The sequence below is a fragment of the Streptomyces cellostaticus genome (assembly GCF_023630175.1).
Taxonomy (GTDB): Bacteria; Actinomycetota; Actinomycetes; order Streptomycetales; family Streptomycetaceae; genus Streptomyces; species Streptomyces cellostaticus_A.
In genome coordinates this window covers 1-21,589 of record NZ_JALLIN010000008.1, presented here as the reverse complement: position 1 = coordinate 21,589, position 21,589 = coordinate 1, and the positions used below count along the sequence as shown (strand labels likewise).

The following is a 21,589-nucleotide window of genomic DNA, read 5'->3' as shown; positions in this document are numbered from 1 at the left end:
CCTGGCGAATACCCAGGTAGGTGCGTTCGATGCAACGAGGCGATCCTCCGTAGCTCAATTGGCAGAGCAGCCGGCTGTTAACCGGCAGGTTACTGGTTCGAGTCCAGTCGGGGGAGCTTCGGTCCTCCGTAGCTCAATTGGCAGAGCAGCCGGCTGTTAACCGGCAGGTTACTGGTTCGAGTCCAGTCGGGGGAGCGCGTTGGACGAGGACCCTCCGGGGTCCTTTTTCATGTCCGTGGGAACCGCCGCCGACCTGGAGAAGTCCTCGAGGTCGGACGGCAGCCCGGAAGCCGACCATCCGAAGCAGGAGATCGTATGAGCGGCTATGCTGCGGCAGACGGCGCGCACACATGTACGCGACACGCCGCTATGGGGCGGTAGCTCAGCCGGTTAGAGCAGCGGACTCATAATCCGTCGGCCGTGGGTTCGAGTCCCACCCGCCCCACCAGCGCAGGGCCGTGACCTGCGGAAACATCTCTTCTGAAGTGTTGGAACGTCAACTCCGGCTCATCGGACTGAATCCGCTGCTCGTGAGCTCGGCGGCGAGTTGCGGATGGGGGTAGGCGTTGCGCTGACCTGCGTGAACGCGCCGGAGCGTGGTGGTGGAGGAGCCCAGGAGCGGCCTCGGCGAAGAGCCGGAGGCGTATTGGGGACGCTGTGAGGACACGGGTACGGCGAAACCTGCCTTCGAGGTCACCTCGGGGCAGGGTGCACGGTGCGGGCCCAGTGCTACATGGGTGCCTGGCACGCATCCGAAGTGCGTCCTCGGCCACCCGGGACCGAGAGCAAGGGGTCACGAGAGTCGCGAACTCCACATCGCTACACCATTTCGCGGGACGCGACCTGCGGCTCGGGCGCCCGGGCTTTGGCTGAGTTCTCGACAGGCCGTTGCCGTAGGGCCGCCCTGTGCCTCATCGCCGACTGTGCGGCTGTGGAGGCTCTACTGCCTGAGGTCCATCGTGCGGACCGGCTGTCCCGTGGTGCGGGCGATGGTGTCGAAGTCGTGGTCGCAGTGGAGCAGTGTGAGCCCCGCTTCCTCGGCGGCGGCAGCCACCAGGAGGTCGACGGGGCCTGCGCTGCGGTGCTCACCCTTGGCGGTCAGCTGTTCCTGGACGACGCGGGAGCGCCGGTAGACGCCGTCCGGCATGGGGCACCAGACGTAGTGGGCGTCGAGCGCCGCCTTCAAACGCGTACGGTCTGCGGCCGAACGGGCTGAGTAGAGGACCTCGAGTTCGGTGATGTCGCAGATCGCGACGAGGCCGGCGCCGATCCTGTCATCCCAGTCGGCCGTGTTCTGGCGGAGCAGGACGCGGGCGAGCGCGGAGGTGTCGATGAGGTAATCGGCGACGGTCACTCATGCGCTCCGGTGTCGGGGGTGGCGTCGGCCGTGCTCGCGGGCCGGTACTTGCTCTTGTCCAGGAGGAGGTCCATGTCCAGCGCGCCGTCGGCCACAAGCTCGCGGGCCTCGTCGAGTGCGCGCAGACGCCGGTAACGCGCCGTGACTTCCCGCAGGGCGGTGTTGATGGTCTCGCGCTTGGTCGTGGTGCCGAGTTCCTTGGCCGCTTCTTCCAGGGCCTCGTCGTCGAGGTCGATCACGGTACGACTCATGGGCATCCTCCTTCGTGTATCAACTAGAGTATACTAAGATACAAGATCTTTTATATATCGATCAGTGATGACGGCGCCTGCTCGTGGGGGCCTGAACTGAATCGCCCCGGGTTCAGTAGAGATCTCAGGTTGTGGTGGTGACCTGGGGTTTCGTGGATTCGGTGTAGTAGCTGGCTTCGTATTCGACGGGCGGAACGTGGCCTATCTCACCGTGGAGTCTTCGGTGGTTGTACCAGTCGACCCATTCGGCGGTGGCCAGCTCGACCTGCGAGAGCGTCTTCCAAGGCCGCTGGGGTTTGATCAACTCGGTCTTGTACAGGCCGATCGTCGATTCCATCAGGGCGTTGTCGTAGGCGTCGCCGACGGATCCGATGCTCGCCGCGATGCCGGCGGCGTCCAGGTGTTCGGCGAGCTTGAACGATGTGTACTGCGACCCGGCATCCGAGTGATGAATCAACTTATCTGGCCGGACGAGCTGTTGGTCGCGGTCGCGTTGCCAGACCGCCATCTCCAGAGCGTCCAGGACGAAGACGGTCTCCTTGACGGTGGCCGCCGACCAGCCGACGATCCGGCGGGAGAAGGTGTCCACGACGAACGCGACATAGACGGTCGCGGACCATGTCTTCATGTGGGTGAAGTCCGCCACCCAGCACCGGTTCGGGGCCGAGGCGACGAAGTCGCGGTCGACGAGATCGGGCGCCCGCTCGGCCTGTCCACCGGGGATCGTGGTGATGACGCGCCTGCCGCGCACCGCGCCCTGGATGCCGAGCTCGCGCATCAGGCGCTCGACGGTGCAGCGGGCCATTTCGTGGCCCTGCCGGTTCAGCTCGCGCCAGATCTTCCGGGCCCCGAAGACGCGGTAGTTGGACGTGTAGACCTTCTGGATTTGCTCCTTGAGCTCCTCGTCGCGCACGGAACGGGCGGAGGGCGCTTGGAGGCGCTTCTTGTGGCAGGGGAAGGTCATCGGCAGCCGTGAGCCTCACCCGTGCCGCCCTTGGACGGGGCGTCGCGCGGAGCCGGTGTCCCAAGCGCGGGGAGTGCCTCGGCCACCTGCAGCGCGGGCAGCGGGATCCGGGGCAGGGCCAGGGACGCCGAGCCCGGGCGCTGCAGACGGTCGGCCAGTTCGCTCGCCGAGCGGAGCGCAGGCGGGGACGCGGCGTCCGGCCGTGCCTCCAGTACCTGCGCCAGGTTCACGGCATCGAGGCGGTGCAGCCACGCGGCCAGGGGTGAAACGGCGGATGTCGCTGATCAGGGCATCTTGCGCCGGGGAACGTGCAGGCTTGTGGTGGCCGACCATGGGGTGCACGGCCGTATGGCCCCCAGCATGGCGGATGCGGGCGCGAGCGGGTCGCCGCGGCACACTCAGGACACGACGCAACGCATGTTGGTGATGTACGTTGGATATGTACATCGTGTCCTCTCACTGGCGGGGGTGGCCGTATGTCCGTGACCCAGATCGATCTCGATGACGAGGCGCTGGCCGAGGCGATGCGCCTGATGGGCGCGTCCACGAAGAAGGAGACGGTCAATGCTGCCCTGCGGGACTACGTAGCCCGGATCAGACGGCTGGAGGCGGCGGAGAAGCTGGCCGCACGCGGTGAGCGAGGCGAGTTCGACGCCGCGGCGGCCGCGCACGAGGCCCGTAAGCGTGCCCGTCGGGCGGCCTTCGAGTGATCACCTATCTTCTCGACACCTCGGCCCTGTGGCACCTCTTCCGCACCCCAGGGGCCCTGCGCCCCTGGGAGGGGCATATCGCCGCCGGGGTGTTCCACATCTGCGAGCCCACCCGTACCGAGTTCTTGTACTCGGCCACAGGACCAGTGCACCGGGATGAACTCGCCGAGGAGTTGGACGCGTTGTGCGGGCTCTCCCCGGTGCCGAAGAACGCCTGGCGCTGGGTGGACACCGCCCAGTACAAGCTCACCCAGCGCGGTCAGCATCGCTCTGCGGGCGCCGTCGACCTTCTGGTCTGCGCGACAGCGGTCCACCACGGCCACACCGTGCTCCACGTGGACAACGACTTCGCCGCCGTGGCCGCGGTGCTCAAGGAACTGGAACAGCGGGACGCCCGGGCCTGATCATGCCCGGTAACTCAGTGTGAAGATTGGGCCCGCGATTGTCGGGGCGAGGTGTGCGTCGGGAACAATGCCGAGACGATGACACCGCAGCCTGCCGAGCCTGATCGCACCGAGTCCGCGGAATCCTCCGCGCGTACCGACTCCTCCGGCCATGCCTCGTACGCTCCTTTCGCGCACCTCACCGCGCCCAACAACGCCCTCTACCGCGACGTGATGGGGGCGTTCCTCGCGGCCAAGGAGCGGTTCGCGGTGCATCTGCGGCCCGAGGACGTGCACGCGGCGCTGCCCCCTCAGCGGCGACCCGCAGCCCTGGACGCCGTGGTCAACGCACTGGACAGCCTCGTCGAGTGGGGCAATCTGCGCGCGGACCCGGACACCTCGCGCGTCACGGCGGTGGAGGATTTCTACCGCAAGCGGTTCATCTACCAGCTCACACAGGCCGGCGAGGCCGCCGAGCAGGCGCTGACCGCGTACGGCGAGGCACTGGGGCGGCAGGGCGCGCTGCAGGCGGTGGCGCTGCACGACATCGTCACGCAGCTGCGGGCCCTGCTGGTGATCGCCGTCGAGGAGGGGGAAGGGCAGCCGGACGCGGCCAAGGCGCACCTGGCGCTGTCCACGCTGACCGGCCGGTTCGAGGCGCTGGCCGAGAACGCGCGGGCGTTCATGGGGTCGCTGCAGCGCACCATCGACCTGCACGGCGTCGCGGTGGAGGTCTTCCTCGCCTACAAGGACCGGCTGATCCAGTACCTGGAGCGGTTCATCCAGGATCTGATCACTCTCGGCGGGCGGATCGCCCTGCTCATCGGGGAACTGGAGGAGCAGGGCCGGGTCGACGCCCTGCTGCGGCTGGCGGCGGCGCGGGAGGCGGCCGACGCCGCCCCGGACGAGGCCGAGAGCGCCGAGGCGCGGGCGTACGCACGATGGGCGGCGAAGTGGGCGGGCCTGGCCGCCTGGTTCGTGTCGGCGGACGGCCGCGAGTCCCAGGCCCGGCTGCTGCGCGGACGCGCCCTCGGGGCGATCCCGCAACTCCTCGCCGTCGTACGGCAGTTGAACGAGCGGCGGGCCGGGCGTTCGGACCGGTCGGCGGACTTCCGCACGCTGGCCCGCTGGTTCGCCGAGGCCCTCGACGACTCGGCGCGGCACCGGCTGTGGCGCGCCGCCTTCGGCCTGTATCCCGCTCGGCATCTCACCGTCGACGCCGACACGCTCGCCGAGCGCACGGCCCACCCGGTGGCCGCGTCCACCCCGTGGGCCGAGGCCGAGCCACTGCGGATCAGCCCGCAGCTGCGCCGCACCGGAAGCTACGAGCGGCGCGGCAAGCCCCGCAAGGTGCAGGACCGGTCCGAACAGCGGCGCCAGCTCGCTGAGATCGCCGCCAAGCAGGCGGAGGAGATCACCGCCGCCCGCGCCCGGCTGGCGACGGACGGCACCACCCGGCTGTCCGCACTGGGAGAGCTCGACCCGGTGGCCTTCGGCCTGCTCCTGCGCCTGCTCGGCGACGCCCTGGCCACCTGGCGGCCCGGCATGACGACGACCGCCGCCACCAGCAACGACGGCACGATGGAGATCCGGCTGACCGCGCTGACCGACGGTACGACGGCCGAGATCCCCACCCCGGGTGGCGTGTTCCGCGGCCCCGACCACCTCGTCGAGATCACCGACCTCACCACCGGCACCCCCGCACGGGAGGAGCGATGACCACCCCCCTGGGCGAGGTCCTGGACAGCCGGCGCACCGCCGAGCTCCACAAGGCCGCCCGCGCCCTGCTGAAGGAGCCGCTGCTGCTCGCGCACGGCCCGGACGCCGATGCCTATCGCCTCGTTCGCCAGCACGCCGCCGAACTGCGCGACTGGTTCGACCGCAACACCGGCTGGTCGCTGAGGGTGGACGCGGAGGCCGCCCGGCTGCGCAAGGCGCCCGGCAGCCTCGCCGATGCGACCCATCCGGCGCGGGAGGCCTCCCGGGCCGGTACGCCGTTCACCCGCCGCCGCTATGTGCTGCTGTGTCTGGCGCTCGCTGCGCTGGAGCGCGGTGAGGCGCAGATCGCGCTCGGCCGCCTCGCCGAACAGGTGGTTCTCGACGCCGCCGACCCGCACCTGGCCGCCGCCGGGATCGAGTTCACGCTGGAGCGGCGCGACGAGCGCCTGGACCTCGCCGCCGTCGTACGGCTGCTGCTGCGCCACGGTGTGCTGCGGCGGGTCGCCGGGGAGGAGGACGCCTACGTCAGCGGGACGGGCGACGTGCTCTACGACGTCCAGCGCCGTGTCCTCGCCGGACTGCTCGCCGCCCGCCACGGCCCGTCGACGATCACGGCCGACGGTTTCGAGGAGCGGCTGGCCCGGCTCACCGCGGAGAGCGCCCTGGACAGCGATGAGCTGCGGTTCCGCGCGATCCGCCAGAAGCTCACCCGCCACCTCCTCGACGACCCGGTGCTGTACTACGACGAGCTGACCGACGAGGAACTCGCCTACCTGACCCGCCAGCGGGCCTTCCTCACCGCACGCGTCGGCGAACTGACCGGCCTGGTGGCGGAGGTGCGGGCCGAGGGCATCGCCATGGTCGACCCCCAGGACGACCTCACCGACGTAAGGATGCCCGAACAGGGCACTCACGGGCACGTCACCCTGCTGCTCGCCGAGCACCTCGCGGCGGCGGGCGGCGAGGTGAGCCGCGAAGAGCTCGAACACCGGGTGCGGGAACTCGCCGTCGAACACGGCGGGTTCTGGTCCAAGAGCGCCAAGCAGCCCGGCGCGGAAGGGGAGCTGGTCGAGCAGGCGCTGGCCAAGCTGACCGCGCTCGCCCTGGTGACCCGCACCCCCACCGGCGTCGCTCCGCTGCCCACGCTCGCCCGGTACGCGGTCGGCGACACCGTCGTGGTGGAGCCGGGCCGCAGTACCCCGCGTACCTCCCGTGTCTCCCGGAGAAAGGCACCGCAGCCGTGACCGCCCTGCCCCAGCCCGCCCCCGGCCGCTGGCGACCGCTGCGCATCGGCCTGGTCGACCTCTTCTACTACGACGCCGAGGAGTTCTGGTTCCGCGATGGGCGGCTGCTGCTGCGCGGCAACAACGGCACCGGAAAGTCCAAGGTCCTCGCCCTCACCCTTCCCTTCCTCCTCGACGGCGACCTGTCCGCGCGCCGCGTGGAGCCCGACGCCGACCCGGGCAAGCGGATGGAGTGGAACCTGCTGCTCGGCGGGGAACATCCGCACCCCGAGCGGCTCGGCTACACCTGGATCGAGTTCGGCCGCGTCGAGGAGAACACCGGACATGCCCGCTTCCGCACCCTCGCCTGCGGGCTGAAGGCGGTGGCGGGCCGCGGCATCGCCCGCCACTGGTACGCGGTCACCGACCAGCGCATCGGCGAGGAGCTGAGCCTGCTGGACGCCACCGGCACCGCGCTGTCGCGGGACCGGCTCGCGGAGGCCGTCGCTGGGCGCGGCGTGGTGTACGACACAGCCACGGGGTACCGCAGGGCGGTGGACGAGGCTTTGTTCGGCCTCGGCGAGCGGCGCTACGCCGCACTCGTCGACCTGCTCATCCAGCTGCGCCAGCCGCAGCTGTCGAAACGGCCCAACGAGGCCGCGCTGTCCCGGGCACTGACCGAGGCGCTGCCGCCGATGGACCAGGCGGTGGTCGCGGACGTGGCCGAGGCGTTCCGGTCCCTGGACGAAGAGAAGGATGAGCTGCGAGCCGCCGCCGAGGCCGAGCGGGCCGCCTCCGCGTTCCTGGACCACTACCGCCGCTACGCCCGCGTCGCGACGAGGCGCCGGGCCCGGCTGCCCCGTAGCGAGCACGCACGCTACGAGCAGCTCCACCGCGACCTGGCACAGGCCCGCGCAGAACAGGAGGAGGCCGAGCGCGACCGGGCGGAGGCCGCCGAGCGGATCGCTCAGCTGGAGCAGACCGCCACCCGTCTGAGGGCGCAGGAGGCGGCACTGCGCGAGGGCCCCGAGATGCGCAGTGCCCGGGAGCTGGAGCAGGCGGCGGCCGACGCGCGTCGCACCGCCGGCGAGCTGGCCCGCGCCCAGGCCGACCGGGACGAGGCGACCCGGGCCCACACCCGGGCGCTCGGCCGCCTCGAGGTGGCCCGGCGACGCCTCGACGCGGCCGAGGAGCAGGTCAAGGACACGCTCACCCGCGAGCGGGAAGCGGCAGGGGCGGCCCGTCTCGACGGCGAGCTGCGCACCGGCGACGTGCCGGAGAGCGAGCTGCGGCGTGCAGCCGAGGAGGCAGTGGCCCGCAGGCACCGCACTATCGCGCATATGGAGGAGTTGGCGGCGAGCGCCTACGAGGCCGCCGCCGAGCGGCGCGCCGCCGCCCGCCGCCTGGACGAGGCCGAGACCGAGCTCGGCCACACCGTGCGGCGGCAGGCCGAGGCCGAGGAGCGGGCCGCCGAGGTGGGCCGGTACCTCGTCGACCGCGTCCGCACGCACCTGGACGCCTGCCAGGAACTGGCCGTCGCCGACCCGGCCGGACTGCTGGATGCCGTGCAGGACTGGGTCACCCACTGCCGGGGGCCGTATCCGGCGCGGGAACGGGCGGGTGAGGTACACCGCGAGCGGGCGGCTCGCCTGGCCGACCGTACGGCCGTCCTCGGACAGGAACTCGCCGCGCTCCAGGCCCGGCGCGCCGAGGCCGAGCGGGACCTGGCCGAGCTGGAGGCAGGCGGCCAGTGCGGACCGACGGTACCCCACACCCGTACGCCCGGCGTCCGCGAGCAGGCGCCCGGCGCACCGCTGTGGCGGCTGGTGGACTTCCGCGACCATGTCGGAGCCGATGAACGCGCGGGTCTGGAGGCAGCGTTGGAGGCCTCCGGCCTCCTGGACGCCTGGGTACGCCCCGACGGCACCGCCGTACACGCGGACGGGCACGACGTCCTGCTGTCGCCGGGTGCCCCCCTGAACGGACCGACACTCGCCGACGTGCTGCGGCCCGCCGTCGACCACGGTGACGCACGGGCCCTCGAGGCCGGCGAGGAGACCGTCTCCCGGCTGCTGGCGGCCGTGGGCCTCGGCTCCGGATGGGGGTCCCCCCGCTCGAGCGAAGTCGAGAGCGGGGGAGGCACCTGGGTGGTGGCCGACGGCCGCTTCCGCGTCGGGGCGCTGACCGGCAGTTGGTCCAAACCGGCAGCCGTGTACGTCGGTGAGGGCGCCCGCGAGGAGGCGCGCCGGGCCCGGATCGCCGCCCTGCGCACCGAACTCGGCGCCCTGTCGGACGAGATGGCCCAGCTCGCCGCCGAGCGTACCGCCGTCGACCGGCGCCGCGACATCCTCGACGCCGAGCTGGCCACCGTCCCCGACGACGCCGCCCTGCGCCATGCGCACGCCCTCATTGGTGCTGCCGCGGACGCCGCGCACCGGGCCCGTGCCCGCCGCGACGAACGCGCGGCCGAACAGGAGGAGGCGGCCCGGCACGAGGCCGAGGCCGCCACCGAACTCGCCGAGACCGCCGCTGCGGTGAACCTGCCTGCGGACCGGGCGGGCCTGGCCGCCGTCCGCCAGGCCCTGGCCGACTACACCGCCGTCCTCGCCGCCCTGTGGCCCGCTCTGCGGGAGCGTGCCGACGCGGTGCGCGCCCTGGCCGACGAGCGCGCCGAGGCCGAGCGGGCCGGCATCCGGGTGGCCGAACTGACCCTGCGCGCTGAGGAGTCCGCCGGACTCGCCGCCGCCGCGGATGAACGCCACACCACCCTGCGCTCGACCGTGGGCGCCGCCGTCGCGGAGCTTCAGCGACGCCTCGTCGAGACCACCGACGCGCTGGCCGCGTGCGAGAGCGACCACCGGCGGGCCCGCGAGGCGCACACCGCCGCCGACCGGCGCGCCCATCTCGCCCAGGGGCACATCGAACGCCTTGAGGTGGACGTCCGCGAGGCGACCGCGGCCCGCGCCGAGGCCATCGCCGCCCTTCAGCGGTTCGCGGCCACCGGGCTGCTGTCCATTGCCCTGCCCGAGGCCGCCGTACCCCCGCTCGGCGCCGGGCCGTGGGCCGCCACTCCGGCCGTCGCCCTCGCCCGTTCCATCGAGGCGGAACTGTCCGGCACCGACGACTCCGACGGCGCCTGGGAGCGCGTCCAGAAGCGGCTCAGCGAGGAGTACAAGAAGCTCCAGGACGCCCTCTCCCGGGGAGGACACAGCGCCTCCGCCCGGATGGTCGAGGACGGCATGGTCGTCGAGATCGTTTACCAGGGCCGTGAGCGGGCCGTCCCCGAGCTCGCCGAAGCCCTCGCCGCGGAGGTTGCCGAGCTGACCCGCATCCTGTCCGCACACGAACGCGAGATCCTCGAAACCCACCTGCTCACCGAGGTCGCCGGCACCCTGCAGGAGCTGATCGGCGCCGCCGAACGCCAGGTCCAGGCCATGAACGCCGAACTCCAGGAACGGCCCACCTCCACGGGTATGAGGCTGCGCCTCGTCTGGCGCCCCTCGCGCAAGGCCCCTGCCGGGCTTGCCCAGGTCCGCGAGCGACTGCGCCAGTCCGCCGACGCCTGGACGATCGAGGACCGGGCCGCGGTCGGTGAGTTCCTGCAGGCCGAGATCGCCCGCAGGCAGGCCGACGACACCGCGGGCAGCTGGCTGGAGGTGCTCACCGCAGCCCTCGACCACCGCGGCTGGCACGAGTTCGGCATCGAACGCCATCAGCACGGCAAGTGGGTCCCGGCCACCGGCCCAGCCTCCGGCGGCGAACGCGTCCTCGCCGTGAGCGTGCCGCTGTTCGCGGCGGCCTCCTCGCACTACGCCACAGCCGCTCCCCACGCCCCGCGCCTGGTCACCCTGGACGAGGCCTTCGCCGGTGTCGACGACGACTCCCGCGCCAAGTGCCTGGGCCTGCTGCACGCCTTCGACCTGGACGTCGTCATGACCAGCGAACGCGAATGGGCCTGCTACCCGCAGGTCCCCGGCATCGCCATCGCCCAGCTGTCCCGCGTCGACGAGATCCCGGCGGTCCTGGTGACCCGCTGGGAATGGGACGGCGCCGAGCGGGTGCGGGGCACAGAGCCGGACCACGGGCTCGTGTCCCTCCCCGAGCAGGCCGTCGCGCCCGCTGCCGAGAGCCAGGACGCACTTTGGAGGTGAACGAGGAGGTGACGCCCGGCATGAGCACGCCACAGCCGCCCACCGCGCCCGTAGACCGCGAGCGCCTGGCCCGCCTGCTCGGCGGCTCCGACCTCGCCTGGCTGGTCGACCGGGTACGCCGCCGCATGGCACGGGACGAACCCCTCACCGGCCTGGTCACCCTGGCCGCCCCCACCGCCGCGCAGCGCGCCGCGGCCGAACGCCTGCTGGGCCGTGCCCCCGGCGCCGGTCGTTCGCTGAGCCTGCGCCTCGACGCGGTGGACGCCGTCCTGCGGCGCTCCGGCGCCAGTCCCGACGGCCTGGCCGCCGCCGTCACCGCCCTCACCGGCCCCGTCACCCGGCTCACGGACGTACAGGAGCAGGAGGAGAAGGCCTGGCGGGAGGCGTACGTCCCGCTCGATGCCCTGATCCGCACCAGCAGACCCGACCTCGCCGACTGGGCCGACCGGTTGCGCCGCGACGGCCTCGTACGCCGGCTCGCCCGCACCCCGCACGCGGCGAAAAGACTGCTCGGCGACACCGCCGAGGCGCTGCGTCGGCTGCCCGCCGATCCAGCCTTCTCCCTCTCCGCCTTCGCCGCCACCGCCCTCGGCGACGCCCACGCCCTGGACGACGGCACGCCGCTCGCCACCCTCGTCCTGTCCGGCGCCCGGGCCATGACCGGCTTCCCCGACGGCGGCGGAGCCGAGTGGCGCCGCGGGGCCTGGGCCTCGGCCGGGCTCCTCAAGGACGCCCTCTCCTCCACCGTTCTCACCCTCGGGCTGCGCGGCACTCCCGCCCTCGACTGGGCCGCGGAGGCGGGCGAACCAGCTGTGCTGACCCTGCGTCAGCTCACGCGCACCCCGCCCCGCACGGCACCCGACCCGGTGCACGTCTGCGAGAATCCGGCCGTCCTGGCCACCGCGGCCGACACCCTGGGTGCCTCCTGCCCGCCCCTGGTCTGCCTCCAGGGCCAGCCCTCGGCCGCCGCCCTCACCCTGCTGCGCCACCTGCACAACCACGGCACAGCCCTGCGCTACCACGGCGACTTCGACTGGGGCGGCCTGCGCATCGCCACCGCACTGCTGCGCCGCGTGCCGTGGCGGCCCTGGCGCTACACGGCCGCCGACTACCGAGCCGCGACCGCCGCCGTCCCCCTGGCCCCACCGCTGACCGGCACACCCGCCACCGCGGCATGGGACCCGGACCTGCGCCCGGCTCTGACCGAACTCGGTGTGCGCATCGAGGAAGAGGCCCTGCTCGACGACCTGCTGGCCGACCTCGCGCGGTGAGATGCGCGGTACGACGCCGGCGATACCTGCTCCCGGCCGCGGGGGCGCTCCCCACCTTCGCCCCTGCGGGCGCGGCCGTAGTCCGGTCGGGAAGCCGCTGAGTCACCGAGATGGGTGCGTCGGCGTGCACGGGTGCGGCGCCCCGCCCGCCGTGGTCGGTGCCATCGAGGGCCTGGCCGAGGGCGCCGCATCGGTCACCAAGGTCGCTGCGGGGCGCCTGGCCGACCGGTTCTCGCGCCGACCGCTCATCGGCGCGGGCCACGGGCTGGCTGCGCTGGGCAAGTTGCTCATCGCGCTCGCCACCGTATGGCCGCGGGTGCTGGTTGCCCGCGTGGTCGACCGGCTCGGCAAGGGCATGCGGTGCACCACGATCCCGGTCTCGTTCCAGCCGAGGGTGGCGTACTCCAGGGCAAAGCCGCGGCGGACGAGCGCCCTGCGGGTGGCGTCGTCAGTGCTGGTCAACCGCGAGATCCTCCCAGACCTGCGCGTCGGTCTGGAAGGCTCCTCGGGCTGCCGTCGAATCCTGTGAAGAGGGCGGTTCGTTCCCTCTGCTGTCCGCCTCTGCATCCCGCAATCGAGTGCTGTCCCGTTCTTCTGGACAGGGTCGGCGGAAGATTGGCAATCTGCTGGTCTCTCACTCTCCGTTTGTTGGGTTGTCTCTCAACATCGGGTTCCTAGGGTCGTTCTCATTCCCAGGAGGTCCGGTTCAGCAGACCTCTGAACCCGCAAGTTCCCCAGTTGTTTGGAGACACCCTGATGCGTGCTCTGCCCCGTCGCGCCGTGCTTGCCGCTCCCGCTGCTGTGCTGATGTTCGCGCTGGTCGCCTGCGGCGGCTCCGACTCCGGCTCCGACAGCTCCGGTGCCGCGGACACCCAGCAGTCGGCCCAGAGCGCCGGCGGCGCCGAGGCGGCCGGCGAGGCCGGCGGTGACACCGACGACAAGAAGGAGCCGCCGCTCACCGGGGACATCAAGCAGAAGGCCGAGGCCGCCGCGCTGGCCGCGTACCCGGGCACGGTCGTCAAGTCCGAGGAAGACGCGGAGAAGCCCGGCATGTACGCGGTGGAGGTGAAGCAGGCGGACGGCACCTCGATCGAGGTGTACATCGACAAGTCCTTCCAGGTCACCGACACCAAGAAGGAAGGCACCGAGGAGACGGAGGACGCCGGCTGACGGAGGCGGCCTGAGTCGATCGAAGGGAGAGAGCCCGATGCCGACCGACACCGAACACGCCTCGCCGTCCTTCTCGGATGCTGAGGAGACGGCGATCCTGGATGCGGTACCCGGTGTGTCGGCGCCAGTCGGCTACGGGGACCGCTTTGCCGAGGACGCCTTGGACTACCCCTCGTCGTCGGCCGCGCGGGACTGGTCCGCCGAGGCGGCGTCGGCGTCGGACGCGATCGCCGGTGCGACAGCCGCCGCCCCCAGCCAGCGGCCAAGGCGCGCGGAACTGGACATGGTGGGGCATGGGGTGCGAACGGATGGCAGCAGGCGGCCGTCCGGCACCGGTCGATTCTGATGGTTGCCGCGGCCGTGCTCCTGCTGGGCGGTTTCGGGCTCGCTCTGTCCACCGTCAGCGACACCGTCTCGTCCGACCCCACCCCGGGCGGCACCGCGCAGGTCTCCGCGCCGAAATCACCGACCGGTCAGCCACTGCCGCCGGTCGCCTCGGCCACCGCTGGGCCTGGTATCGGCGCGGGCGCCAGCGCCGCGCCGACGGAGACGAGCCCGTTGCCGTGCGCCGGCGAGGACCGGGGCCGTGACGAGGAGCACGGCCCGGGTGAGCGGGGACGCGAGGACGGCGACGACGCCGGCGACGCCGGCGACTGACTCCACGATTGGCTTCGCCCGCCATCCAGCCCCGCCGTCCGGCCGACAGCACCCCGCACCGTTCGGCCTGACGGCACCTGCTTGTCCACTGTCATCCCGTACGTCTCCCTGGTCCCAGGCGGCTTCCTGTGAACTCTCCAACTCCCCTGGCACAGCTGTGCGAGCCTGGCGCCATGCGGCTGCTGCTCATCGAAGACGACGACCGGATCGCCGACCCCCTCACCGAGGGCCTGGGGCGCTACGGGTTTACCGTGGATCATGTCCGCACCGGAGCCGCCGGCCTGGCCGACGCCGAAGCCGCGCCGGACCTGGTGCTGCTGGATCTCGGCCTGCCCGACATGGACGGCCTGGACGTCTGCCGCAGCCTGCGCGCCCGCTCCGCCGTCCCGATCATCATGATCACCGCACGGGGCGAGGAAGCCGACCGCATCGTCGGCCTCGAACTCGGCGCCGACGACTACCTCGCCAAGCCCTTCGGCGTGCGGGAGCTCATCGCCCGCATCCGCGCCGTCACCCGACGCGCCGGTGCGCCCGCCTACGCACCGACCGGGACTGCGGAAGCGCCCGAGGAACCCGAGGTGCGCCAGATGGTCTCCGGCGCACAGGCGCTGGGGCCGCTGGCCGTCAACCGCCGCACCCGCGAAGTCCACCTCGACGGACAGCACATCGCCCTGACCCCCCGGGAGTTCGACCTCCTTGCCTACCTTGCCGAGGATCCCGGGACGGTGTACTCGCGCCAGCAGATCATGGACACGGTGTGGGATCCGCACTTCTTCGGCCCCACCAAGACACTGGATGCCCACGTCGCCGCCCTGCGCCGCAAGCTCGGCGACCCGGGCTGGATCACCACCGCCCGCGGGGTCGGCTTCCGCCTCACCGTCCCCGGCCACCGAACAGCCTCCGAGGGGGACAATTGACCAGGCGGCTGCTGCTGAGCTACGTCGCCTTGGCCTTGCTCGTGCTGGCCGGCCTGGAGATCCCCCTCGGCTACATCTACGCCCGCGGTGAAACCGCCCGCGCCTCCCAGAACATAGAGCGCGACGCCGCCATGCTCGCCGAGATCACCGAGGAGAACATCGAGAAGGGCCAGCTCGACGAACTGCCCGATGCGGCAGGCGACTACGCTGAGCGCACCGGCGGCCGGGTCATCGTCACCGACAAGCAGGGCATCGTCCTGGCCGACTCCGACCCGGCCGGACGCACCGGCGTCAGCCTCGCCGCCCAGCCGGACATCGCCCGCGCCCTGCGTAATCAGCCCACCGTCACCACCACGAAGGACAGCAACGGCACGGACGTCCTGGCGGCCACCATGCCCGGCTCCTCGGGCACCACGATCCGCGGCACCCTGCGCCTGACCTACCCGCTGGACGAGGTCTCCGTTCGCGTCCACCGCATCTGGGGTGCTCTGGCGCTCGCCGGCACCTGCGTCCTGACGGCCGTTGCGCTGGTTGCATTCAGCATGGCCCGCTGGATCACCCGGCCCCTGCGCACTCTGGAAGCCGCTACCACGCAGCTGGCGGACGGTCACCTCACCAATCCGCCCGACGCCACGACCGGGCCACCTGAACTGCGCAGGCTGGCCGCCTCCTTCACCCGCACCGCCACCCGACTCCAACAGCTCCTCAAGGCCCAGCAGGCGTTCGCCTCGGAAGCCTCCCACCAGCTGAAAACACCGCTGACCGCGCTGCGGCTGCGCCTGGAGAACTTCGAGTCCTACCTCGACCCGCGCGCCCACGGCAGCCTGGAGGAAGCCGTCGGCGAGGTGGAACGCCTTGGCCGCATGGTGCAGGGGCTGCTCGCCCTGGCCCGTCTGGAGAACACCGCCACCACGCCCGAAGCCGTTGACCTGGATGCCGCCCTCGCCGATCGGGTCGCCATGTGGGAGTCGTTGGCCGCCGAACAGTACGTCGCCATCGACATCACCGGGCCGCCCGTCGGCCAGGTGTGGGCGATCCCCGGGGCACTGGAGCAGATCATCGACAATCTCGTCGCCAACGCCCTGCGCGTCTCCCCGCCCAGCAGCAGCATCACCCTCCACCGCGTTCCGGGCGGCGTGCTGCACATCGTCGACCAGGGGCCCGGGATGAGCGAGGCCGATCGCGCCCGCGCCTTCGACCGCTTCTGGCGTGCCTCCGACTCCCACCACGACGGCACCGGCCTCGGTCTGCCCATCGTCCGTCACCTCGTCGATGCCTCCGGCGGCGCCATTACCCTGCATCCGGCGCCGGGCACCGGCCTGGACGTCGCTGTGCGGCTGCGCCCGGTGGCCCGCCAGCGGTCGCACGGCGGTCGGGCACCTCGATCAACGTCGGCCCCAGCAAGAGCGCGATGAGCGAACCGCGCGAAAGGTGAGCTACGGCGGCCAGGTGCGGCTGTCGTCAGTGACCCGGTGACCCCGCAGATCAACCCTTCTGCGGTGGCGCGGGAGCCGGCCTTGATCCACGCTCGTCCACCCGGATCGGCAGGGCTCGGCGCGCTGGGCCGCGATCGCCTCCGGCGAAGGGGCGGTCTGACCTGTCTGACCTGCGAAAACGTCAAGAAATAGTCGTTGATCGACAAGAGCCGCCAAGATCCCCGATGGACTCATAATCCGTCGGCCGTGGGTTCGAGTCCCACCCGCCCCACCCAGGCTTCTCCCAGGGGAACCGTTTCTACCTCCGGAGACGCGAGAACGGGGGTCACCACTTCAGGATGGCGACCCTCCTTCACGCGTTCGGACCAAGTTCCAGGGGACGCGCAGGGGGCGGGGCGTATCGGTCGGCGTGTGCGCACGGGATGCCCGCACTCCGCCGCCGGCTCGGCCCACCGCCGGGAACGGGACGGGCAGTTGGGTCCCCCGGCCCCCTACGCGCCCGCGCCCGTACCGCGCCGGAGGGTGATGTCGTAGTTCCCCGCGTCCGCCGCTTCGGCGGGGGTGAGCCGAAGGGTGTCCCCGGCGCAGGTGTAGTGGTCGGGCACGAACGTCGGGGTGACCTCCTGCCGCGCGCGCCGCACGCCGTCGATCAGCAGGGTGGCCGAGCCCGGACGCACGACGGCTCCGCCGGAGTAGCTGATCGTGTGTCCCCGTGCCCGGTAGCGGGCCGTGGTGGCGCCCGTCAGGGTGACTTCGAGGGAGTGCCCGCCGAGGGCGCCGCGCGATACCGCCCTCCGGCCGTTGTCGAAGGTCGTGGTTCCGTCGGTCCGGAACGTGATGATCTGGCCCGTTTCCCTGACGTGGGCCGTGCTGCTGCCGACCCGCAGGGTGCGCAGCCAGGCCGTCACGTGCCATGACCCGATCAGGCATCTGTCCACGGCTGGGACGAACGAACCGCCCGCACCCCCTGGCTCGTGCGCGGGCTGCGGAGCGTCGGTTGCGGCGGCCGGTTTCCACACGGCGTAGTCCTGCGGCAGGGCCGCGGCCGCCGCGCAGGCGATCAGGGTGCCGAGGGCGGCGAGGGCGCCGACGGTGACCGCTCCCCACCGGTGCGGCCGGAGCGCCTTGCCCGACGAGCGCGCACGGTCGTCCGCGCGCCGCCGTCCGGTCAGTTCCGCGACGGCTGTCCCGATCAGCCCGGCGGCCACGGAGGCGACCGCACCCCACGTGACCAGTTCCTGCAGGCGCAGTCCGGCATCGGCGTCGGGCACGAAGGGCGCCCAGGAGCACGAGTGGGGCGGGCCACCGGTGAGCCGGACGCAGGCGGACACACCCCGGCCGACGTAGAGGCCGACCCCGCCCAGCACCGCGGTGACGGCCACCGCCACCGGGACCAGCACGGGGCGCAGGCGGCGCCCGGTCCCCGCTGTGACCGCCGCGGCCGCCGCCTGGAGGAACGCGACGGCCAGCATGTACGTGTACGTGTACACCCCGGTGAAGGCCAGGCCGCCGGGCAGGTCGAGCACCGGACCCGAGGGGTTACGGACCTCGGACGGCAGCGCGGCGCGTGCCGCGAAGGGGAGGACCGTCGCGGTCAGGACCGCCGCGCACCCCGCGGCGGCGCCGACGCGCACCGCGCGGATCACGTCGGTTCCGGTGCCCGCCCGCAGCCGTGGAACCAGTACCGCGGGCACCGCCACGAGCAGGACGAGGCCGAGCGGCACAACGGGGGTGGAACGCAGCATGGCCAACGGCAGGTAGAAGTACACGTCCCCGGTCCACTCGCCGAGTCGCTCGTACCAGACGATGCCGTGCCCCGAGGCGGCGAAGGGACGCAGGTACAGCGTCGTGAAGTCTCCGGGGTTCAGCGCGAAGGTGTGCCACATGGCCAGCGGAGGGGCCCACACCACGATGGCCGCGAGTGTGACGGCTCTTCCCGCGCGCCGGGGTCGGCCGTGCTCCGCGGCCGGATCGTCGGCGCCCCGATGGTGCCGCACGACGGAGTCGACCCAGACGGCGAGCAGGAGCAGTCCCACGGCCAGGATGGCGGTGCTCAGGGCGAACTGGCCCGTGCTGGGCCCGAACACCGTCAGGTCGGCCGCGACCAGAGACACCACCCGGCTGCATCCGAAGCCCGCGGCCAGGGCCGTCGCCGGCGGCAGCAGGTGCCGCAACCGGTTCGTGCCGGACCCGACCGCGGCGCCGCGCTCCACCGCACCCGCCAGGGACCCGGCGAGGAGGGCTCCGACGGGCAGGGCCAGGAGTGTCAGGCCGACCGTGAGGTACTCCTCCGACAGGTTGCCGACGAGCAGGGTCAGGTTGTCCAGGGCCAGCCCGGCGACCAGCCCGAGGCCCGCCATCTCCCACACACCGGTCCGCAGCAGCAGATCCGGCCTGGCCATCGCCTCGACGCGCCGCGCCGGGCTCGGATGGCGGCCGACCCGGGCGAGGCACAGTCGCCATGCTTCCCGCCGGGTCGGCCAGGGCAGGGTTCGGACCATGTCGGGAAGTGCCTCACCTGCCGTGTCCCACGCGTGCGCCGTCGCGTCCGCGTGCAATTCGCGGGTGCGCAGGATCGCGTTCCTGGCGAGATACACGGTGAGGCCGAGCACCGCCAGTGCGCCGAGCCGGTGGGCGAGCTTCCCCGGCGCGCCCAAGGCTCCCAGCTCCACCGGGCCGCCCGTGCTCTGCAGCGCGTGCGGACAGAGGGTCAGGACGACGAAGGGCATGAGCGCGGTCAGCACGAACGCCCACCAGATGGCTATGGTGAGGTAGGTGCGGCCCACGTCACGGTTGTGATGATGAGCCAGCTCATGGCGGACCACGGCCAGGTAGCCCTCGGGGTCCTCGTGACGGCGCAGGACCAGTCCCATGTCGAGACGGACCCGAGGCCGTCCCGGCAGGCCGTACGCACTGCCCCCGACCGTGGGCGCACGCGCGTCCACCAGCCAGGCCGGGGTCCGGTTCGGATCCGCCTCGCGGGCCAGCGCGTCCAACTCCGCGACCACGTCGGCGGCGTCCTCCGGACGCAGCCTGGTGGTGACAGGTCCGCCGAGCCGCAACCGCGTGCGGCGTCCCCGTCCCTTGCCGTCGCGCGGCCGGGCCCGGCTCCACCGCAGGGTCGGCCACCAGGGGTGCAGCCCGTACAGCACCCCGGCCACGGCCGACTCGACGAGGAGCCCGGAGCCCACCCAGCGCGCCTCGCTCGCGAAGTACGGCCTGGCACAGCGGTTGACGAGCTTCATCCGCAGATTCAGGCGCTCCCGCTCGTCCCGGACGGGCGCCACGGTCCGCTCGGCTCGCGTGTAGCAGGGCCGCACCTCGTCCTGGAACATCCGCTCCGACGACGGCAGGGCCAGGAACACGACACCGAACGCCACGACGCTGGACGCCAGCACCGCGGCCACGAGAGTGGCGAACCGCAGGTCTGTCCGGCCGCGCAGCAACCGGCCCGGGTCCGGAACCGGCCCCGCTCGCGGGCCCGTTCCGGCTCGCCGTGCGGCCGGACCGCCGTCTCCGAAGTCGGTCACTCCGTGACCTCGCCCACGGCGGCGTCACCGACCGCGGCGGCCGCGAGCAGGTCGGCCCGCTCCTCGCTCAGCCCTCCGTGCCGGACCAGGGTGTGCGCGACGATGCGGCGCATCGCCCGCAGTTGGTCGCCGGTGAACGCCACGGGCGCGGGTACCTGCCGGTCGGCGGAACCGTCCTCCTCCGGCCCGGGGGCGCCGCGGTTCAGCAGCCTGCGCATCAGTTCCTGCGACACCTCGGTGGCCCTGCAGGTCAGGTCGGCCACCACCGCGGAGGCGGCGGCGAGGAAGAGCGGGGTCAGCAGCTCCGCGACCTCGGGCGCGCCGAAACCCAGAGGACCGCTGTGCCCCGCGAGTTCACGGGCCTCCAGTGCCCTTCGGGGATCCGAGAAGTAGGTCCGGGACAGCAGGCCGAACATCGGGCGTTCAGCGGCCACCTGTTCCGGTGCCACGGCGGCCGCCCGGTCGAGCATCGCCCGGGCCAGAGCCGCCACCTGGGATTCGTTCAGCTCTCCTCGTGCCTTCACCGTCGCCCCCTGCCTCGTGTCCCGTACCCGGGTGTGCCCTCGCCCGGGACCCTGCCCCGAGCGGCCGCGGCCGCTCGCAAAGGAGTCGATCCGCCCTGGGCGGCCGCTCCACGCGGGGAACCTACCTTCTGGGGAGCCGCATTCTCTGGAATATCCCTATTAAATGGAACTTTTGATGCGTAGGTCCGCGCGGCCCCGGCGTACGCGGGTACCCTGCGGCCCCGGACCGGCTCGCCGGTGTGTTCCGTGCCCGGGCAGCCCGGTGAAGTGTTCCGCCGGTGTGCGGTGGTTCGGTCGACGACTCCCGAACGGTCATCACGTGCCGTGAATTTGGCTTGGACATGCCCTGCGCTGGGCACGCACCTCCTACCGGAGGCCGCCGCGGGGGCGGCGCCGGCAGGAGGAGGGCGTCATGGACCGTCGTATCCGGGTACGTGTCATTCGTCGGCCCGCCCCGCGCGGGCAGGAGATCGACCGCAGGACGCCTTCCGGGCGCATCCTCCCGTACTGACCGCCGCGCCCGTCGTCACCGCCCGGCGCGGGCCGGCGGCACATGGCGGGCCACCGCCGCGCTCAGCGCGGCACGCAGGTCACGGGGCGGCGCGGGGCCGTCCGGTGCCGTGCTCGCGGTGAGCGCGCCCGCCACGTCACGCAGTTTGGTGTTGGTGCGCTGGGAGGCCTCCCGCAGGACGTGCCAGGCCTGTTCGGGCGTGCAGGAGTGAGCGGCCATCAGGATGCCGCGCGCCTGGTCGATCACGGGGCGGGAGTCGATCGCGTGCCGCAGTTGCGCCACCTCCGCCCGCAGCAGCCGCAGTTGCTCGGCCCGCTCGCGGGCCACCGCGGAGGCACCCCGGGCGGCCGAGGCGGCGAGCGGTGCCGCGGGCAGCGGGTCGGTGCCGTCCAGGCCCATCAGTTCCAGCACCCGGCGCGGCTGCCCCTGCCAGCCCGTGAGCGCGACCGGCACGCCGCGCCGGCGCCCGTACTCGCCCAGCACGTCCAGGAACCGCAGGCCCGAGGCGTCCATGAAGGCCACGTCCGTCACGTCCACCTCGACCCGGCCCACGTCCGCGGGGAGGGCGGCCAGGGCTCTCGTCATCGTGTCCGCGCAGCCGTGCACCAGCTCCCCGCGCGCCCGGAGCAAGGCCCGGTCACCTACCGTGCGACCCTCGACGACCAGGGCGTCCGGCGCCCCGGCGTACGGGTCTCGTACCGATGAGGTCATGTCTCCGCCCCGCTTCGGTCCTCGTGGCTCGTCCCCCGCCTGCCCTCGTGTCCCGGCGCCCACACCCCGCGCGGCGGCTCCGGGGCGCGTGCCCGGGCCCGCGG

At 72.5% G+C, this 21,589-nt stretch carries 19 protein-coding genes and 4 tRNA genes; 16 read left to right on the top strand and 7 right to left on the bottom strand.

Annotation, left to right across the window (positions count from 1 at the left end):
- Window positions 1-43: 43 nt before the first annotated feature.
- From MXD57_RS07075 to MXD57_RS07065, 3 genes are all read left to right on the top strand, one after another.
- Window positions 44-116: transfer RNA gene (locus MXD57_RS07075), tRNA-Asn, on the top strand.
- Between the two features lie 6 nt (window positions 117-122).
- Window positions 123-195, top strand: a tRNA-Asn gene (locus MXD57_RS07070).
- A 176-nt stretch (window positions 196-371) separates the two neighbouring features.
- Window positions 372-448 (top strand) — tRNA-Ile (locus MXD57_RS07065).
- Between the two features lie 492 nt (window positions 449-940).
- On the opposite strand, the gene MXD57_RS07060 is transcribed toward MXD57_RS07065, so the two are convergent.
- From MXD57_RS07060 to MXD57_RS07045, 4 genes are all read right to left on the bottom strand, one after another.
- Window positions 941-1,354, bottom strand: a complete 414-nt coding sequence (locus tag MXD57_RS07060) for a PIN domain nuclease (RefSeq protein WP_039657117.1) — start codon at window positions 1,352-1,354, stop codon at window positions 941-943.
- Entirely contained in the window at window positions 1,351-1,608 is a 258-nt protein-coding gene (locus MXD57_RS07055) for a type II toxin-antitoxin system VapB family antitoxin (protein WP_250400444.1), read from the bottom strand. Before MXD57_RS07055 ends, MXD57_RS07060 begins: the two co-directional genes overlap by 4 nt.
- A gap of 124 nt (window positions 1,609-1,732) precedes the next feature.
- The gene (locus MXD57_RS07050) at window positions 1,733-2,572 is read right to left on the bottom strand and encodes an IS3 family transposase (protein WP_284505207.1); all 840 of its coding nucleotides are present in this window, start codon (window positions 2,570-2,572) and stop codon (window positions 1,733-1,735) included.
- On the bottom strand, window positions 2,569-2,802 hold the full coding sequence (locus MXD57_RS07045; RefSeq protein WP_250400442.1) for a hypothetical protein: 234 nt from the start codon (window positions 2,800-2,802) through the stop codon (window positions 2,569-2,571). The genes MXD57_RS07050 and MXD57_RS07045 overlap by 4 nt, the downstream gene beginning before the upstream one ends.
- Before the next feature lie 246 nt (window positions 2,803-3,048).
- Between MXD57_RS07045 and MXD57_RS07040 the strand changes: the two genes are divergently transcribed.
- The 13 genes from MXD57_RS07040 (at window position 3,049) to MXD57_RS06980 (ending at window position 16,480) form a co-directional block, all read left to right on the top strand.
- Window positions 3,049-3,282, top strand: a complete 234-nt coding sequence (locus MXD57_RS07040) for a type II toxin-antitoxin system VapB family antitoxin (RefSeq protein WP_250400441.1) — start codon at window positions 3,049-3,051, stop codon at window positions 3,280-3,282.
- Window positions 3,279-3,686, top strand: a complete 408-nt coding sequence (locus tag MXD57_RS07035) for a PIN domain nuclease (RefSeq protein ID WP_250400440.1) — start codon at window positions 3,279-3,281, stop codon at window positions 3,684-3,686. The genes MXD57_RS07040 and MXD57_RS07035 overlap by 4 nt, the downstream gene beginning before the upstream one ends.
- 78 nt (window positions 3,687-3,764) lie before the next feature.
- Window positions 3,765-5,384: a TIGR02677 family protein gene (locus tag MXD57_RS07030; protein ID WP_250400439.1), complete on the top strand. Its 1,620-nt coding sequence runs from the start codon at window positions 3,765-3,767 to the stop codon at window positions 5,382-5,384.
- Window positions 5,381-6,628, top strand: a complete 1,248-nt coding sequence (locus MXD57_RS07025) for a TIGR02678 family protein (RefSeq protein ID WP_250400438.1) — start codon at window positions 5,381-5,383, stop codon at window positions 6,626-6,628. The genes MXD57_RS07030 and MXD57_RS07025 overlap by 4 nt, the downstream gene beginning before the upstream one ends.
- On the top strand, window positions 6,625-10,758 hold the full coding sequence (locus MXD57_RS07020) for a TIGR02680 family protein (protein ID WP_250400437.1): 4,134 nt from the start codon (window positions 6,625-6,627) through the stop codon (window positions 10,756-10,758). Before MXD57_RS07025 ends, MXD57_RS07020 begins: the two co-directional genes overlap by 4 nt.
- A gap of 20 nt (window positions 10,759-10,778) precedes the next feature.
- Window positions 10,779-12,029 (top strand): TIGR02679 family protein, encoded by a 1,251-nt coding sequence (locus MXD57_RS07015; protein ID WP_250400436.1) that lies wholly within the window; start codon window positions 10,779-10,781, stop codon window positions 12,027-12,029.
- Between the two features lie 151 nt (window positions 12,030-12,180).
- Window positions 12,181-12,558: a hypothetical protein gene (locus MXD57_RS07010; protein ID WP_250400435.1), complete on the top strand. Its 378-nt coding sequence runs from the start codon at window positions 12,181-12,183 to the stop codon at window positions 12,556-12,558.
- Window positions 12,559-12,785: 227 nt separating this feature from the next.
- A complete protein-coding gene (locus MXD57_RS07005; protein WP_250400434.1) occupies window positions 12,786-13,199 on the top strand; it encodes a PepSY domain-containing protein in 414 nt (137 codons plus the stop codon).
- A gap of 37 nt (window positions 13,200-13,236) precedes the next feature.
- Window positions 13,237-13,545 carry a hypothetical protein gene (locus MXD57_RS07000; protein ID WP_250400433.1) on the top strand — a complete coding sequence of 103 codons (309 nt, stop codon included), beginning with the start codon at window positions 13,237-13,239 and terminating at the stop codon, window positions 13,543-13,545.
- The gene (locus tag MXD57_RS06995) at window positions 13,545-13,856 is read left to right on the top strand and encodes a hypothetical protein (protein ID WP_250400432.1); all 312 of its coding nucleotides are present in this window, start codon (window positions 13,545-13,547) and stop codon (window positions 13,854-13,856) included. The genes MXD57_RS07000 and MXD57_RS06995 overlap by 1 nt, the downstream gene beginning before the upstream one ends.
- A gap of 173 nt (window positions 13,857-14,029) precedes the next feature.
- On the top strand, window positions 14,030-14,773 hold the full coding sequence (locus MXD57_RS06990; RefSeq protein WP_250400431.1) for a response regulator transcription factor: 744 nt from the start codon (window positions 14,030-14,032) through the stop codon (window positions 14,771-14,773).
- Complete coding sequence (locus MXD57_RS06985) at window positions 14,770-16,188, top strand: sensor histidine kinase (protein ID WP_250400430.1); 1,419 nt, start codon at window positions 14,770-14,772, stop codon at window positions 16,186-16,188. The genes MXD57_RS06990 and MXD57_RS06985 overlap by 4 nt, the downstream gene beginning before the upstream one ends.
- 169 nt (window positions 16,189-16,357) lie before the next feature.
- Window positions 16,358-16,480: transfer RNA gene (locus tag MXD57_RS06980), tRNA-Met, on the top strand.
- A gap of 220 nt (window positions 16,481-16,700) precedes the next feature.
- On the opposite strand, the gene MXD57_RS06975 is transcribed toward MXD57_RS06980, so the two are convergent.
- From MXD57_RS06975 to MXD57_RS06965, 3 genes are all read right to left on the bottom strand, one after another.
- Entirely contained in the window at window positions 16,701-19,739 is a 3,039-nt protein-coding gene (locus MXD57_RS06975; RefSeq protein WP_250400429.1) for a M48 family metalloprotease, read from the bottom strand.
- On the bottom strand, window positions 19,736-20,263 hold the full coding sequence (locus MXD57_RS06970; protein ID WP_250400428.1) for a hypothetical protein: 528 nt from the start codon (window positions 20,261-20,263) through the stop codon (window positions 19,736-19,738). The genes MXD57_RS06975 and MXD57_RS06970 overlap by 4 nt, the downstream gene beginning before the upstream one ends.
- 526 nt (window positions 20,264-20,789) lie before the next feature.
- Complete coding sequence (locus tag MXD57_RS06965; RefSeq protein ID WP_250400427.1) at window positions 20,790-21,485, bottom strand: ANTAR domain-containing protein; 696 nt, start codon at window positions 21,483-21,485, stop codon at window positions 20,790-20,792.
- Window positions 21,486-21,589 lie beyond the last annotated feature (104 nt).